Source organism: Arenibacterium sp. CAU 1754 (genome assembly GCF_054482635.1).
The window spans coordinates 1125094-1140885 of sequence record NZ_JBTLRG010000001.1 but is presented as its reverse complement, the minus strand read 5'-3'; the positions used below and the strand labels follow the sequence as shown (position 1 = coordinate 1140885).

At 62.9% G+C, this 15792-nt stretch carries 12 protein-coding genes; 9 read left to right on the top strand and 3 right to left on the bottom strand.

Annotation, left to right across the window (positions count from 1 at the left end):
* Positions 1-107: 107 nt before the first annotated feature.
* Positions 108-1868, bottom strand: coding sequence for a serine protease (locus ACXYMO_RS05510; protein ID WP_458877650.1), 1761 nt, complete (start codon positions 1866-1868; stop codon positions 108-110).
* Between the two features lie 209 nt (positions 1869-2077).
* On the opposite strand from ACXYMO_RS05510, the gene ACXYMO_RS05505 reads away from it, so the two are divergent.
* The 9 genes from ACXYMO_RS05505 (at position 2078) to glmM (ending at position 14071) form a co-directional block, all read left to right on the top strand.
* A complete protein-coding gene (locus ACXYMO_RS05505) occupies positions 2078-3007 on the top strand; it encodes a glycine--tRNA ligase subunit alpha (protein WP_458877649.1) in 930 nt (309 codons plus the stop codon).
* A complete protein-coding gene (locus ACXYMO_RS05500; RefSeq protein WP_458877648.1) occupies positions 3004-3543 on the top strand; it encodes a DUF6446 family protein in 540 nt (179 codons plus the stop codon). Before ACXYMO_RS05505 ends, ACXYMO_RS05500 begins: the two co-directional genes overlap by 4 nt.
* Positions 3543-5789 (top strand): glycine--tRNA ligase subunit beta, encoded by a 2247-nt coding sequence (gene glyS, locus ACXYMO_RS05495; RefSeq protein ID WP_458877647.1) that lies wholly within the window; start codon positions 3543-3545, stop codon positions 5787-5789. The genes ACXYMO_RS05500 and glyS overlap by 1 nt, the downstream gene beginning before the upstream one ends.
* A 153-nt stretch (positions 5790-5942) precedes the next feature.
* A complete protein-coding gene (locus ACXYMO_RS05490; RefSeq protein WP_458877894.1) occupies positions 5943-8492 on the top strand; it encodes a putative PEP-binding protein in 2550 nt (849 codons plus the stop codon).
* Between the two features lie 126 nt (positions 8493-8618).
* A complete protein-coding gene (locus ACXYMO_RS05485; protein WP_458877646.1) occupies positions 8619-9263 on the top strand; it encodes a cell wall hydrolase in 645 nt (214 codons plus the stop codon).
* 61 nt (positions 9264-9324) lie between these two features.
* The gene (locus ACXYMO_RS05480) at positions 9325-10701 is read left to right on the top strand and encodes a multicopper oxidase family protein (RefSeq protein ID WP_458877645.1); all 1377 of its coding nucleotides are present in this window, start codon (positions 9325-9327) and stop codon (positions 10699-10701) included.
* 100 nt (positions 10702-10801) lie between these two features.
* The gene (locus ACXYMO_RS05475; protein ID WP_458877644.1) at positions 10802-11722 is read left to right on the top strand and encodes a dihydroneopterin aldolase; all 921 of its coding nucleotides are present in this window, start codon (positions 10802-10804) and stop codon (positions 11720-11722) included.
* Positions 11719-12717 (top strand): dihydropteroate synthase, encoded by a 999-nt coding sequence (gene folP / locus ACXYMO_RS05470; RefSeq protein WP_458877643.1) that lies wholly within the window; start codon positions 11719-11721, stop codon positions 12715-12717. Before ACXYMO_RS05475 ends, folP begins: the two co-directional genes overlap by 4 nt.
* A gap of 13 nt (positions 12718-12730) precedes the next feature.
* Complete coding sequence (glmM, locus tag ACXYMO_RS05465) at positions 12731-14071, top strand: phosphoglucosamine mutase (protein ID WP_458877642.1); 1341 nt, start codon at positions 12731-12733, stop codon at positions 14069-14071.
* A gap of 75 nt (positions 14072-14146) precedes the next feature.
* Here the strand turns inward: glmM and ACXYMO_RS05460 are convergent, their stop codons facing one another.
* Together ACXYMO_RS05460 and ACXYMO_RS05455 are read right to left on the bottom strand one after the other, a co-directional pair.
* Positions 14147-14704 carry a VPLPA-CTERM sorting domain-containing protein gene (locus tag ACXYMO_RS05460; RefSeq protein ID WP_458877641.1) on the bottom strand — a complete coding sequence of 186 codons (558 nt, stop codon included), beginning with the start codon at positions 14702-14704 and terminating at the stop codon, positions 14147-14149.
* A 148-nt stretch (positions 14705-14852) separates the two neighbouring features.
* Complete coding sequence (locus ACXYMO_RS05455) at positions 14853-15764, bottom strand: DMT family transporter (protein WP_458877640.1); 912 nt, start codon at positions 15762-15764, stop codon at positions 14853-14855.
* Between the last annotated feature and the right edge of the window lie 28 nt (positions 15765-15792).

Below are 15792 nucleotides of genomic sequence, written 5' to 3'. Positions count from 1 at the left end.
GTGTCGCACCGCCAGCGAGGCGGCTTGGGTGCGCAACACAGGTCTGCAAAAAGAAACGCCCACGGCAATACACTTACCGGGGGCGCTTTCGGTGTCCTGTGGTCAGGTCAGTCCCAGCAACTGACCAGAACGGTCATTCCATCGGCAATCCGGCTCAGTTCGGCCGGGGGGATCGATGCTTCGACCTCGTTCAGGGTGGCGGTCAGTCCTGCCCCTTCGAGCAGGGCGCGAATGGCCGCGCCATCGGCAGCAAGGCTGACGTTGTCTGGCAACTGGCGGCCGTTGTCGGGCTGGGCCAGCAACATGCCGACGACTCCGCCGCGCACGTCGATGACCGGACCGCCGGCATCGCCGGGCAGCGCGCTCAGCGCAAGGCGCGACTGCTCCATTTCGCCGTTCAGACCGCTGACATCCTCGAGCACGCCAAAGGTCAGCGTCGGCGCGCCCAGCGTTCCCTCATAGGAATACCCCGACACGGCGACATCCGATTGCAGCCTCAACCCGGTTTTGCGAAAGGCGCCAATGGCCATGGGGGCCAGCGGCTCGGACGGGCGCAGGATGGCCACGCCCAGGGTGTCATCGCTGGCAATGACCTCGGCCGGATGATCGTGATCCACGGTGATGCGGGTACAGTTCTGCACCGCTTCGGTCGTGGTCACCAGCGCCCCCTTGCCATCGACATAAAAGCCCGAGCGCGAAATGCGCGGTTTGCGCACCTCAAGCCCCGACACCAGATCGATGTCCTGAACGGCGCCGTCACCGGTGGCCGGGTCCAGAACGCCGTCGATGGTGTTGAAGCTGGCCTTCATCTCCTCAAGCACGCGCAGGCGGCGAGGTTCGTCACCTGCGGGCCAGATCAGGGTAAACCCCTTGATCTGACCATCGCTCAGGCGCGCCTCGGTATAGGAAACGATATCCGTGTTGCGCCCTTCCAGCGTGAAATCATTGCGCTCGCGCTGGCGCGGTCCGTCCAGCGGAACGATTTCCAGCGTCTGCATGATTTCATACAGGCCATAAAGCGTTGTCCGATCGCCCGGCTGGCTGATCAAAAGGACGCGCGCGCCCAGATCGCCGGTGCTGTCGTAATGGGCAAATGGCGCTTCGTAGCGGGCGAATTTGACCTCTTTGGCCGGGATTTGCATCTCGATGCCAGCGCCAGTGTCCCGCTGCATGGCCATGCCGACGCTGATCAGCGGGGCGTTATAGTCATCCATCAGAACCTTGCGCTGCAATGTGGTCAGAACGCCGCTGGGTTCATACCCCTTGGCGACCTGCCAATCGCGCATCGACCGGCGCGTTCCGGCGCCAAAGGCCCCGTCGATCGACGAGGTATAGAACCCTGCCGCCTTGAGCGCAGTTTGCAAATCCTTGCGGTCCTCGCGGCTGAGCTGGCCTTCACTCCGGCGCGCTTCGGCCGGGGTTTCGTCCGACGGTTGCGGTTCGGGCGCAGGGGCGGCGGCGGTTTCGCTCTCGACCGGGGCGGCAGGCTGCGTTGTAACCGGGGCCGCGGCGGCGGCGCGGTTCGTTCCAGATTGACCGACGGGCCAGAATTGCTGTCCCAGGTTTTGGCTGAACGCGATGAAACTGTCGCGGGGCACCTGCCGTTCGGCGCGATACACCTGCAACACGCGTTCCGCATCGGCCCGCGTATAGGGCCCCAGGACAATCCCGTACCAGCCGCGCCCAAGGGCAAAGCCGTTCACATCCGCCAGGGTTCCTGCGTAAACCTGTGCCCGTTCCTGTGCGACCCGCAGGCTGGGATGGGCTTCGATCTGGACCCAGACGACCTCATCTGCGGCCTGCTGGGCGATTGCGGGGCGCACCATTAGTGCCAGTGCAAAAAATACCGTTGCAATAAAACTCTTCATCTTGCCTCTCGTGTTCTCGATCTGCCACGCGTTTGGCGCACATAATCAGGAAATCGGTTCAAATGCCATGCCCTTTGACGTCGGAAATCGCCACCTGTTGTGCCGTTGACCCCACCCGGACACAGGCATAGGAATGGCGCAAATGAAAACCGGCCCGACGGGCTGCCACACGCACGCGCATTCAGCCCGCCGGGGCAAGGAACATCACCATGACCGCACATGAGAACGCTCCCCGCTCGTTCCAGGAAATCATCCTGCGTCTTCAGGCCTATTGGGCGGCCAGGGGATGCGCCATCCTGCAACCTTATGACATGGAGGTCGGGGCAGGGACCTTTCACCCGGCCACGACCCTGCGGTCGCTGGGCAGTGCGCCCTGGGCGGCGGCCTATGTACAGCCCTCGCGCCGCCCCACAGACGGGCGCTATGGCGAGAACCCCAACCGGCTGCAGCATTATTACCAGTTCCAGGTTCTCATCAAACCCAGCCCGCCCGATCTTCAGGAGCTTTATCTCGGCTCGCTCGAGGCGATCGGGATCGACATGGAACTGCACGACATCCGCTTTGTCGAAGACGACTGGGAAAGCCCGACGCTGGGTGCATGGGGTCTGGGCTGGGAGGTCTGGTGCGACGGCATGGAAGTCAGCCAGTTCACCTATTTCCAACAGGTCGGCGGACATGACTGCAACCCGGTTTCGGGCGAGTTGACCTATGGTCTGGAACGTCTGGCGATGTATGTGCTGGGCATCGAACACGTGATGGACATGCCGTTCAACGATCCGCAGACATCGATCCCGCTGACCTATGGCGACGTATTCAAACAGACCGAGGAAGAATACGCACGCTGGAATTTCGACGTGGCCGACACGGATGTTCTGCTGCGCCATTTCGAAGAGGCCGAAGCGGAATGCACCGCCATCCTCAGCCACCCCGCCGAGGACCCCAAGACCGGCAAGCGGATCGTCATGGCGCACCCGGCCTATGATCAGTGCATCAAGGCCAGCCATATCTTTAACCTTCTGGACGCGCGCGGGGTGATCTCGGTCACCGAACGTCAGGCTTATATCGGGCGGGTGCGGGCGCTGGCCAAGCAATGCGCCGATGCCTTTGTTCAAACCAGTGCAGGCGGGTATGCGGCGTGACCGGAAAGATATTTGCAATCATGATCGTTCTGTCCGCCGCGATTGCCGGCGGGGCGATGTATTACCTTCAGGTCTATGGGTTTTACTACGAGGTCCCGGCCCGGGCCGGTGAGGATGTGCAACTTGTGACCCTGCAGGACGCTCAGTCCGAACCCATCATCTATGACAATTTTCAGGCGATCGACGCGGACAGTTCCCCGATCCGGTATCGCGCCTGTTTCACCACCTCGCTGCCCCACGATTTGTTGCGCGACACCTATGTGATGGCGGACAAGGCGGAACCGCGCAATGCGCCGGGCTGGTTTGACTGTTTCGATGCCGCCGCCCTAGGCAAGGAATTGGAAGAGGGCACCGCGCTGGCCTTTCTGGGCCAGAAAAACGTCCACTTCGGCGTGGATCGCATCGTCGCGATCACCGACGACGGGCGCGGCTATGTCTGGCACGAACTGAATGACTGCGGCGAAAAAGCATATGACGGCACCGTGGTGGGCGAGGAATGCCCGCCCCTTCCCAGTGCCGCACCGGAGGCCAACTGATGCCCGATCTTCTGATTGAACTCTTTTCCGAGGAAATCCCCGCCCGCATGCAGACGCGTGCCGCCGAGGACCTGAAGAAACGCGTGACCGATGGTCTGGTCGAGGCGGGACTGACCTATGCCGGGGCAGCCGCGTTTTCCACGCCGCGACGCCTGACCCTTGCCATCGAGGGGCTGCTGGCAGCCTCGCCCGCCCTGCGCGAAGAGCGCAAAGGCCCGCGTGTCGATGCGCCTGAAAAGGCGATCGAGGGCTTTCTGCGCGGTGCCGGGCTGACCCGCGATCAACTGGAAGAACGCGACACGCCAAAGGGCAAGATGCTGTTTGCCGTGATCGACAAACCGGGCCGCCCGGCCGCCGATATCGTGGCCGAGGTGCTGGACGGCGTGATCCGCAATTTCCCCTGGCCGAAGTCCATGCGCTGGGGCAGCGGCAGCCTGCGCTGGGTGCGGCCCCTGCATTCCATCCTCTGCATCCTGAGCGATGAGACCGGCCCGATGATCGTTCCGATGTCCGTTGACGGGATCGAAGCGGGTGACACCACCGAAGGTCACCGCTTCATGTCCAAAGGGCGCTTCCCCGTATCCTCGTTCGAGGATTACGAGGCCAAGCTGAAACGCGCCCACGTGGTTCTGTCCGCGGCAGAGCGGGCCGATCACATCTGGGCCGATGCTACCAACCTGGCCTTTGCGGCCGGGCTTGAGCTTGTCGAGGACAAGGGGCTATTGGCCGAGGTGGCAGGGCTGGTCGAATGGCCTGTCGTGCTGATGGGGGATATCGGCGACGAATTCCTGAACCTGCCGCCAGAGGTGCTGCAAACCTCGATGCGCGAGCATCAGAAGTTCTTTTCGGTGCGCAATCCGCAGACCGGACGGATCGAACGGTTCATCACCGTGGCGAACCGCGAGACCACAGATCATGGCGCGACGATCCTTGCCGGAAACCAAAAGGTGCTGGCGGCCCGCTTGTCGGATGCAAAATTCTTTTGGGAAAACGATCTGCGCGTGGCGCGCAGCGATATCTCGGCCTGGACCAAATCACTGGACAACGTGACCTTTCACAACAAGCTGGGCAGCCAGGGCGACAGGATCGACCGGATTTCCGATCTGGCCCATGATCTGGCCAAGGTCGCCGGCGCGGACGCCGAAAAGGCCGAGACCGCCGCCAAACTGGCCAAGGCGGATCTGTCGAGCGAAATGGTTTACGAATTCCCAGAATTGCAGGGGCTGATGGGGCGCTATTATCTGCTGGCCGCGGGCTATGACGCTGAAATCGCCGCCGTTGCCGAAGACCACTATTCCCCCCTTGGCCCGTCCGACGATGTGCCGACCGGGCCGCTGTCGGTGACCGTGGCTCTGGCTGACAAGCTGGACACGCTGACCGGGTTCTGGGCGATCGATGAAAAGCCGACCGGCTCCAAGGACCCGTTTGCGCTGCGCCGTGCCGCGCTGGGGGTGATCCGCCTGATCCTGGACAACGATCTGCGCCTGTCGCTGGATCGGTTCATCGATGCGCAGTTGCTCAAGCACAAGATCCACCTCAGCGACGGGGCGGACGAAAAGGAAATAGCGGCCCTCAAGGGTGTGCTTCAGGAAATCGCTGATCACGGGGTTTTTGGCGCGGCGCTTGAAACGGTCATCAACCGGCTCAAGGGCGAAGACGCGCCGGACACCTCCGATGGCTCGCTCTTGCGGACGATTGGCGACCAGGTGCCGGATTTGTCGACCGATCTGCTGGTGTTCCTGCATGACCGACTCAAAGGGTATCTGCGCGATCAGGGCGTGCGCCATGACATCATCGACGCCTGTATCGCCATGCCGGGCAGTGACGATCTGACCCTGTTGGTCAAACGCGCCCGTGCGCTGAATGACGTCCTGAAAACCGAAGATGGGGAAAACCTGTTGCAGGGGTTCAAGCGGGCCAACAACATTTTGACCCAGGCCGAGGAAAAGGACGGGGTCGAATATTCCTTTGGCGCCGATCCCAAATTTGCCGAGGATCCGTCCGAGACAGCGCTGTTCGAGGCGCTGGCCAAGGCCGAGACAGTGATCAAACCCGCGCTTGCGGCGCAGGATTTTCCGGCGGCGATGGCTGCCATGGCCGAATTGCGCGGCCCGATCGATACGTTTTTTGAGACGGTCAAGATCAACGCAGACAGCGAAACGCTGCGGCGCAATCGCCTGAACCTGCTCAGCCAGATCCGCGCAACCTGTTCCAGCGTGGCTGATCTGAGCCGCATCGAAGGCTGATCGCGACACGCCCCGCCGCTGCGGCGGGGCGGTTGTCTCACCCATGTCGCTTTCTCTTGCACCGGACGCGCCCGTGCCTATGCTGCAAGGCAGTCATGAGGTGCCGCAGTGCAGAATAATCCGCATACCACGCTGATCACGTCCAAGGCCAATATGGCTGCCGCCACGCATGGGGGGCGCGCCAAATGCCTGCAACGCCTTGTGCGTCTGGACCTGCCGGTGCCCCGCACCGTAGCCCTGTCCTTTGACGCGGTGCACCGGATCGCCGACGGCCAGTTGCCCGATATCGCCGCCGTGGTCGAACAGTTCGACCCGGATGCGTTGTTGTGCGTGCGTCCCTCGTCCGAGGACCCCGATTGGGGCGGTCCAGGGGCGGTTCTGAACATCGGCATGAACGACGAACGGTTTGCCGCGCTCAGCAAGGATTTGGGCGCCGAGGCCGCCGCCGCGCTCTATATGCGGTTCATCCAGTCCTATGCCGTGCATGTGGCCCGCCTAGATCCCGATCTGTTTGATGAGGTCGACGCAAATGGGCCTGCGGGCGTGGCCGAAATGCTGCGCGTCTACGAGGATGAAACCGACGAACAGTTCCCGCAGGATCGCGGCGATCAGCTGTCCGGTATCCTGCAGTCCATGGCACGGGCATGGGACGGCACCACTGCACGCCTGTTGCGCCAGGCCAAGGGTGCGCCGGCCGATGCCGGTCTGGGCCTTGTGGTGCAGGAAATGATTCCCGGTCTGGGGCAGGATGAATGCGGCTCAGGCGTATTGCAGCTGGTCAATACCGTGACCGGCCAGCCGCAACTGACCGGTCGCTATCTCAGCCAGAGCCAGGGGCGGGATGCGCTGGGGGCCGGGGCCGAGGCGCTCTATCTGGAATCCGATCCGCGCGGTCCCTCGCTTGAAGACGTCGCGCCCGAGGCCTTTGCCGAGCTCAAGGCCCACGCCGCCCTGATGCGCGAAAAACTGCGCGAGGAGATGCAGGTCGAATTCGTCATCGAAAACGGCCATGTGCATATTCTGGACGGCGTGCGCGTGCCGCGCAGCAGCCGTGCAACCGTGCGTATCGCGGTGCGCCTGGCACAGGACGGCATCATCAGCCCGCAAGAGGCCGTCATGCGGGTCGAGCCGAACATGCTGACCGAATTGCTGCACCGTCAGGTCGACCCTGACGCGCCGCGCGATGTGCTGGGCAAGGGCATCGCCGCCAGTCCGGGCGCTGCCACCGGGCGCATCGTGTTCACCTCGGCCGAGGCACAGGCCAGCGCCGCCCGGCGCGAAGCCTGCGTACTGGTTCGTCGCGAGACATCGCCCGAGGATATTCGCGGCATGCATGCGGCCGCCGCCGTTCTGACCGAAAAGGGCGGTATCACCAGCCACGCGGCAGTGATCGGCCGGGGGTTGGGCCTGCCGTGTATCGTTGGGGCCTCGGCGATGCAGTTCGACACTCGTAATCACCAGGTCACCGCCCCCGATGGCCGGGTTCTGAGTGAGGGCGACATCATCACCATCGACGGCACCTCGGGCGAGGTGCTGGCCGGTGAGCCTCCGATGCTCGAAGCGGCGCTGGACGATGCGTTCCAGACGCTGATGGGCTGGGCCGACGCCGAGCGCGACATCGGCATCCGCGCCAACGCCGATACGCCGGACGATGCCCAGACGGCGCGCAATTTCGATGCGCAGGGGATCGGGCTGTGCCGGACCGAGCATATGTTCTTTGAACCCGGTCGCCTGACCGTGATGCGCGAGATGATCTTTGCCGAGACCAGTTCAGGCCGTGCTGCCGTCCTGGAACGGTTGCTGCCCATGCAGCGGGACGATTTCAGTCAGCTGTTCCGCATCATGGAAGGCCAACCGGTCTGCATCCGCCTGTTTGATCCGCCTTTGCATGAATTTCTGCCCACTTCACGCACTGGTCAGCGTGAACTGGCCGAGGCGCTGGACCTGCCGGTCAGCGACGTGACTCGCCGGGTGCAGGAAATGGCCGAATACAACCCCATGCTGGGCTTGCGGGGCGTGCGGCTGGGGGTGACGGTGCCGGAAATCTACGACATGCAGGCCCGCGCCATTTTCGAGGCCACGCTTGAGGCCAGTCGCGATGGGGACCCCGTCGTGCCCGAAATCATGATCCCGCTTGTTTCAGCCAAGCGCGAGGTTGAACTGGTCAAGGCGCGCGTCGATGCGGTGGCCGCCGCTGTGCGCAGCGAAAAGGGCCGCGATTTCGATTACCGGCTTGGCGTCATGGTCGAAACGCCGCGCGCCGCGCTGCGCGCCAATGACATCGCGCCGTTCTGTTCCTTCCTCAGCTTCGGGACCAATGACCTGACGCAGATGACCTATGGCCTGTCGCGTGACGATGCGGGGCGGTTCATGTCCACCTATGTGCAACAGGGCGTTTTCCCTGAGGATCCATTTCATATCCTGGACCAGGAAGGCGTGGGCGAGTTGCTGCGCCTTGGGGCCGAGCGCGGGCGCGAAGCGACGCCGGGCATTACCCTGTCGATCTGCGGCGAACATGGCGGCAACCCCGAATCAATCGCTTTTTGCCGTGAGGCAGGGTTCGATTACGTGTCCTGTTCACCCTTCCGGGTTCCGGTGGCGCGACTAGCTGCCGCACAATTGGCGATTACACACAAGATAGGCAATGATAAGCCGGGTTTCGCCAAAATGTTGTGGAAGTGGCGGCCCCTGAACCGCAAATAAAAACTGACCCAACGTCATTTCGACCCTTGCAATTTTTGGCAAACTGGACCTTTTCGGCCAGCTGCGCTAAGCGGTCCGCAATGCGCTGAGCAATTGGGCCGTGCCAGTCGGCCCAGGGGGTTAAAGATGAAACGTTTCTATATCGCGGTTGCGATGGTGGTGAGTATTTTCCTGAGTGGTCCGGCCAGTGCCGAGGCCGATCTGCGTGATCTGTTCCAGCGTGAGCAGAACAGTCTGGGCAAACTGCCAGACCGCCACCTGAAATCGCTGCTTACGGCGTCGGGTCCGCAGGAAAAGATGCGTCCGCAGACCGTCAACTTCACACTTGGATGGCTCGACAAACAGCCCGCTGCCAAGGGCGACGCGCAATGGCGCTGCCTGGCCGAGGCCCTGTATTTCGAGGCCCGTGGCGAAACCGTCAAAGGCCAGTTCGCCGTGGCCGAGGTCATTCTGAACCGGGTCAAAAGCGCCCGCTTCCCCGGCACGCTCTGCAGTGTGATCAATCAGGGGACAGGGCGCAAGTACCAGTGCCAGTTCACCTATACCTGCGATGGCCACAAAGAGGTGATCGCGGAACCCAAGGCATTCGAGCGCGTGTCTAAAGTGGCGCGGGCGGCGATCGACGGAATGGTCAGCGGTCTGACTGGCGGTGCAACGCACTACCATACGACCTCGGTTCGTCCGTCCTGGGCGCGGGTCTACACCAAAACGGCCGCCATTGGTGTGCATCTGTTTTATCGCCACAACTATCGCACGGCCAGCAGCGAATAATCCGCAGGCCGCGTGACAGGACCCTCCTGCCGCCCTATCTATGTTGGGGTGGAGGACGAACATGACATTCACGCGGCGAAAGTTTCTGGCATCGGTGGCGGCAGGCATGGCGCTGCCGCGTCTGGCGACAGCCAATGAGTTTGCTACGCTGACCGCTCAGATCGCGTATCAACAACTGGCGCCAAGCGATTATCCCAAAACGGAAATCTGGGGGTTTGACGGAACGACCCCCGGCCCGGAAATCCGCGTCGCCCAGGGCGCGCGCGTTCGTCGACACCTTGCCAACTTGCTGCCTCAGGCCACCAGTGTCCATTGGCATGGCATCCGCATCGACAATGCCATGGACGGCGTGCCGGGCCTGACCCAGGACGCCGTGCCGCCGGGGGAACAATTCACCTATGATTTTGTTGCGCCCGACGCGGGCACCTATTGGTATCATGCCCATAACCGATCCTTCGAACAGGTGGCGCGCGGCCTATATGGCGCGCTGATCGTGGAAGAGCCGGACGCCCCGGATGTAGATCATGACCTGGCGCTGACCATTGATGACTGGCGGCTGGACCAGGACACCCTTGCCATTGCCGAACCGTTCGAAAACTTCCACGATCTCAGCCACGCGGGGCGCTTGGGCAACATTGCTTCGGTCAATGGTCAGTTCGATCCGGCCACGGATGTGCGCCGCCACGACCGGTTGCGCCTGCGCCTGATCAACGCGGCCAACGCGCGCATTTTCGATGTCGGTCTGAGCGGGTTTGAGGGATGGCTCGTTGCGCTGGACGGTATGCCGCTGGAAACCCCGGTTCGTGTGACAGGCGCGTTCACGCTGGCCCCGGCGCAGCGGGCCGATCTGATTGTCGACGTCACCGCCGAGGCTGGCGAGTCCGCCGACCTGTTGAGCGTGGAACGCGATGGCGGATACGGGCTGATGCAGTTCAATGTGGGGCCGGGGGCACAGGCCCGCCGCCCCGATCCTGCGCCACTGGCGCCCAATGCAATGCCCGCCTTGACCAACGCGGTCGCGGCCCCGCTGCACACTCTAACGATGCAGGGTGGCGCCATGCGCGGCCTTCCGCCGTCGCAACTGCGCGGGATTACGATGCAGCCCCGCGAACTGGCCGAGCTTGGTAAATTCTGGGCCCTCAATGGCATCGTGGATCGGGCGAAAGACCCGTTTCTGAGCATCGAAAAGGGCACGCTGCACCGCATTGCCCTGGTTAATGAAACTGCATTTCCGCATGCTATGCACCTGCACGGGCACCATTTTCGCGCCATTTCCGATGATGGCACGCTTGGGCCGTGGCGCGATACACTACTGGTTCAGCCGAATGCGACGCGCCAGATTGCGCTGTTGGGGGACAATCCCGGCGACTGGCTTTTGCATTGTCACATGCTGGGCCATGCCATGGCGGGTATGACCACGTGGTTCCGCGTCACCTGAGAGCGCCGTTTTCAATTGCTGGTGCGGCGCGTCCGGGCCTGTTAGAAGGCGGCGCGCGGGATAACTTGCCCGCAAACGCACCAGTCAAAGGCCCCGGCCCATGAGCACAGAAATCCGCCTTGCCTTTGAGCACCCCACGGAACGGTCCATTGCCACTGCCGAAGACATGCCGCTCGACCGTATTTCGCTGCGCGATCACGTGGTCGAGGTCGATATCGGCGCCTTTCAGGCCGAGCGCGGAAAATCCCAGCGCATCTGTTTCAATGTCGTGGTCGAAGTGCGTCCGCTCGCCGGCCCCATCGATGACGATGTGGACCGCATCCTCAGCTATGACCGGGTGACCGAGGCCATTGCAATCGAGTTGGCCGAGGAACGTCTGAACCTTCTTGAGACGCTGGCCGAACGGGTGGCCGAACGCATCCTGCTGGAACCCCAGGCCGAGCGCGCCTTTGTGCGGATCGAAAAGCTGGATCGCGGGCCTGGCGCGCTGGGCGTTGAAATCGTGCGCGCGCGGGTTGGCGACACACCCGCCCCGCACGAAGAAGAACGCCCGCACCCGCGCCTGATGTACCTGTCCAACGCCGCCATTGCATCGCCCTACCTCAGCGGTTGGATCGACCAGATGGCCGCCCGCGAACGCCCGCTGATCCTGTGCGTCGGTGCTCCTGATTGCGCCGCGCCGCAAACCGGTCACCGCATGACGCAACGCCGGATCGACCTTTTGACGATTGAACAGAACGCCTGGGTTCTGGCCGCGCGTGACCTGCGCTGTGTCGTGGTCAGTACAAGGACCGAGCTGGACTGGGCGATGAAAAACGGCCAGATCAGCGTCTGGGCTCCCTCCAAGATTGTTCTGGATGCAGTCGATGGCCCCTCTGCCCAACCAAAAGACGCGGTGGCGCTGGCGGCATGGTTCGCCGCCACGTTCGAGGCGGGGGAAATGATGGTGATCGGTGCCGATCTGCCCGACAACCCCGGTGTGCCGCTGCGCGCCATCCCTGTCGAACAGAGCGCGTTGTGACCGCCTATTACCGACCGTTGGTGCAACAGGGGTCCTGGCGACCGGACGGGGCGCATGTGCTGGCGGGCGGGGCGCTGTGGTTCACCTGTGCCGAATGTATCGACCGGGCCGGCGGATCGCGCATCCTGGACGCCGATGACATCCCCGATCACGTGCTGGCCCGGCTGAGTGCGCCGCGCGCGCCAATCGCCGGGCTCGACATGTCGCAACCACAGATCATGGGGATCCTGAATGTCACCCCCGACAGCTTTTCCGACGGCGGCCGTCACAATTCCCCCGATGCGGCGCTGAACGCCGCCGAAGACATGATTGCCGCCGGAGCGGACATGATCGACATTGGCGGGGAATCCACCCGCCCGGGCGCCGATCTGATCCCGGAGCCGCAGGAGATCGCGCGCACTGCGCCGGTCATCGCGGCCCTGCGGGCGCGCAGCGCCGTGGCGATCTCGATCGACACGCGCAAGGCGGCCGTTGCCCGCGCGGCCATCGATGCAGGCGCCACATTGGTAAATGATGTGAGCGGGTTCACTTTTGATCCGGCGCTTGGCCCCTATTGCGCCGAGCAGGGGCTGCCGGTCTGCCTGATGCATGCGCAGGGCGATCCGGCGACCATGCAGAACGATCCGCGTTATGACAATGTCCTGCTGGATGTGTATGACTTCCTTGAACGGGCCATCACGCTGGCCGAACAGGTCGGGATCGCGCGCAGCCGGATCATTGTCGATCCGGGCATCGGCTTTGGCAAGACGCAGGACCACAACCTGACCCTGCTGAAAAACCTCAGCCTGTTTCACGGGCTGGGCTGCGCCATCCTTCTGGGCGTGTCGCGAAAACGCTTTATCGGGACCATCGGCAATGCGCCCCAGGCCGATCAGCGCGCGCCGGGCTCTATCGCCGTGGGGCTTGCAGCTTTGGCCCAAGGCGTGCAAATCCTTAGGGTGCACGATGTGAGCGAAACCGCCCAGGCCGTCCGGCTGTGGCAGGCGGTCAGATAGACAAGAGGCAGGTATGCGCAAACTATTCGGAACAGATGGCGTGCGGGGCACCGCCAACACGCCCCCCATGACGGCCGACATGGCGCTGCGCATCGGCGCCGCGGTCGGGCGGTATTTCCGCCGCGACGCAGGCGGTGTGCACCGTGTGGTCATCGGGAAGGACACCCGCCTGTCGGGCTACATGTTCGAAAGCGCACTGACCGCCGGTCTGACCAGCACCGGCATGAATGTTCTGCTGCTGGGCCCCGTGCCGACCCCGGCCGTCGGGTTGATGACCCGGTCGATGCGGGCCGACCTGGGCGTGATGATTTCGGCCAGCCACAACCCGGCCATCGACAATGGGATCAAGTTTTTTGGCCCGGACGGGTTCAAGCTGTCCGATCAGGCCGAAATGGAGATCGAGGCGCTGATCGAAGCCGGGGTGGAACCGGCCAAGGCGGAAAACATCGGCCGCGCCAAACGGATCGACGATGCGCGGTTCCGCTATGGCGAGCGGGTCAAATCCTCGCTCCCGCGGGATCTGCGGCTCGACGGGCTCAAGGTCGTGATAGACTGCGCCAACGGTGCCGCTCACCGTGCCGCGCCCGAAATCCTGTGGGAACTGGGCGCCGAGGTGATCCCGATGGGCGTTGCGCCCGACGGGCACAACATAAACCGCGGGTGCGGCTCGACCCAGCCGCAGGCGGCGGCCGAAATGGTGGTCGCACAAGGCGCGGATGTGGGCATCTGTCTGGATGGCGACGCGGACCGTGTGATCATGATTGATGAGACCGGCAAGGTGGCCGACGGCGATCAGTTCATGGCGTTGCTGGCGACGCGCTGGGCGGCAGACGGTCGGCTTGAGGGCGGGGCGCTGGTGGCGACAGTGATGTCCAACCTCGGGCTGGAACGCCATCTTGAGTCAAAGGGTTTGCGCCTTGAGCGGACCGCCGTCGGCGACCGCTATGTGGTCGAACGCATGCGCGAAGGCGGCTTTAATCTCGGGGGTGAACAGTCGGGTCATATCGTCATGACCGATTATGCCACCACCGGCGACGGGCTGATGTCGGGGCTTCATTTCCTGGCCGAAATGGTGCGCTCGGGTCAACCGGCCAGCGACCTGGCCCGCCAGTTCGAAACCGTGCCGCAACTGCTCAAGAACGTGCGTTACACCAATGGCCAGCAGCCGCTGGATGAGGCATCGGTCAAATCGGCCATCGCCGATGCCGAGGCCGCCCTTGCGGGCAAGGGGCGGTTGCTGATCCGCAAATCGGGGACCGAGCCGCTGATCCGGGTGATGGCGGAATGCGAAGATGAAACGATTTTGAACAAGGCCGTGGATCAGGTCGTTAGCGCGGTCGAAGCCGCAGTCTGACCAGACAAGAATATGGCGCAAAATGAAAACGGCCCGCACATGTGCGGGCCGTTTCCTGTATCTGAGCTGTCTTGGTCAGGCAGCTTTGCGTCGGCGCAGCAGGCCCAGCAACACCGCGCCCGAGGCCAGAAGAGGCAAGCCCGCCGGCAGGGGCACCGGTGATGGCAGGCCTTTTACGGCTGATGCGAATTGGGTCGTGTTGGAGCCGGTGATGTTCGACCACAGAAGATCGCCTTCGGCCAGATAGGTCGAAGATGATCCTGAAAACGTCAACTGATCCCCTTCGGCAGGCAACCAATAGGGCGACGCGCAACTTGGTACGAAACACAGGGTCGGTCCGTTGTGGCCGCCGCTTGAGGAGGTCGCGGTCCAGCCTGAAGGAACATCGGTGAAAAATGTGAAGCCTTCAGAAAAGGGTGACGCGCTCGATTGGGCATCGCCGATGATGAACCAGTCGAAACTTTGCCCCGCAACAAAGCTGCTGTCGTTGTTGTCCAGAACCAGTTGGAAATCATAGTCCCAGTTGCTGCCGTTGGCCTGAACGTCATAGTACAAGGTAAAGGGGGATGCGTTGGCCATGCTCGCCATGAACACTGCAGCCACACCCATCAGTGCGCCCTTGATGGAATTCATATCGGTTTCTCCACTGCGATAAATGCCGGAACCTTGGGCTATGGTTGACGGGCGGGCAATCTTTATCGCGTTTCTCGTGTGAGAGGCCGATCATCGTTTCCAAACTGTGGGCAATGATCCGGGAATCTTTGGTGTCGTTTCCGAACTGTCACCCGAAAAACAAACGCCGTAATGCACCATACTGGCTGAGCGCCACGCCGCCCATAATAAAGGCCATCGCCAGGAACAGGGAGGGGGGCAGCGCCTCGCCCAGAACCACGGCGCCCAGCAGGACAGACCACAGCGGCACCATGTAGTTGGTCAGGCTCATGAACACAGGTCCGGCCGAACGGATCACGACGATCCGCAACAGGTTGGCCGCGGCGGTCGGCAAGAGACCCAGAACCGCCAGGTAGAAAAGCCCGGCGGGCGCTGGGGCCGGTGGCGCCCCATGCACGGCAAAGGCCAGCGGGATCACGAGAGCCGCGCCAAAGACCATCGTCGCCGCAGCCAGACCGAAGGGATCGATTGGCGGCAACCGGCGCATCAGTATCGATGTGATCGCATAACAACTGGCCGCGAAAAGGCAGGCCAGTCGCCCGACCAGTTCATTGCTGGCCCCGGAACTGGCAAAGGCGCCGGGCCCGATCAACAGGACGACCCCGGCAAATCCGACCAGAAACCCCACCACGCGGCGGGGTGTCATCCGTTCGCCGGGGACCATGAAATGCGCCAGCGGCAACACGATCAGCGCCACGGCGGCCATCGAAACGCCGGTAAACCCCGAGGTCACGAATTGCTGTCCCCAAGCCAGCGACATGAACGGCACGGCCGAGGAAAAGAGCGACACAACCCCAAGCAACGGCCATGCCTGTTCCGACCCGGTGAATATCCGGCCCCCGCGCGCCTGCCAGATGGCCACGGTGATGAGGGCAGCAAAACTGATCCGGCCGGCAGAGACCCAGAACGGCGGCATATGCTCCAATGCGAGGGCCTGTACCATGAAGGTGCCGCCCCAGACCAAGCCCAGGATCAGCACCATCAGCCAGCTTTTGGTCGTTATTTCAGGTGTTTGCGTCATGGGCCCTCACAAACGCAATTGACCCCGG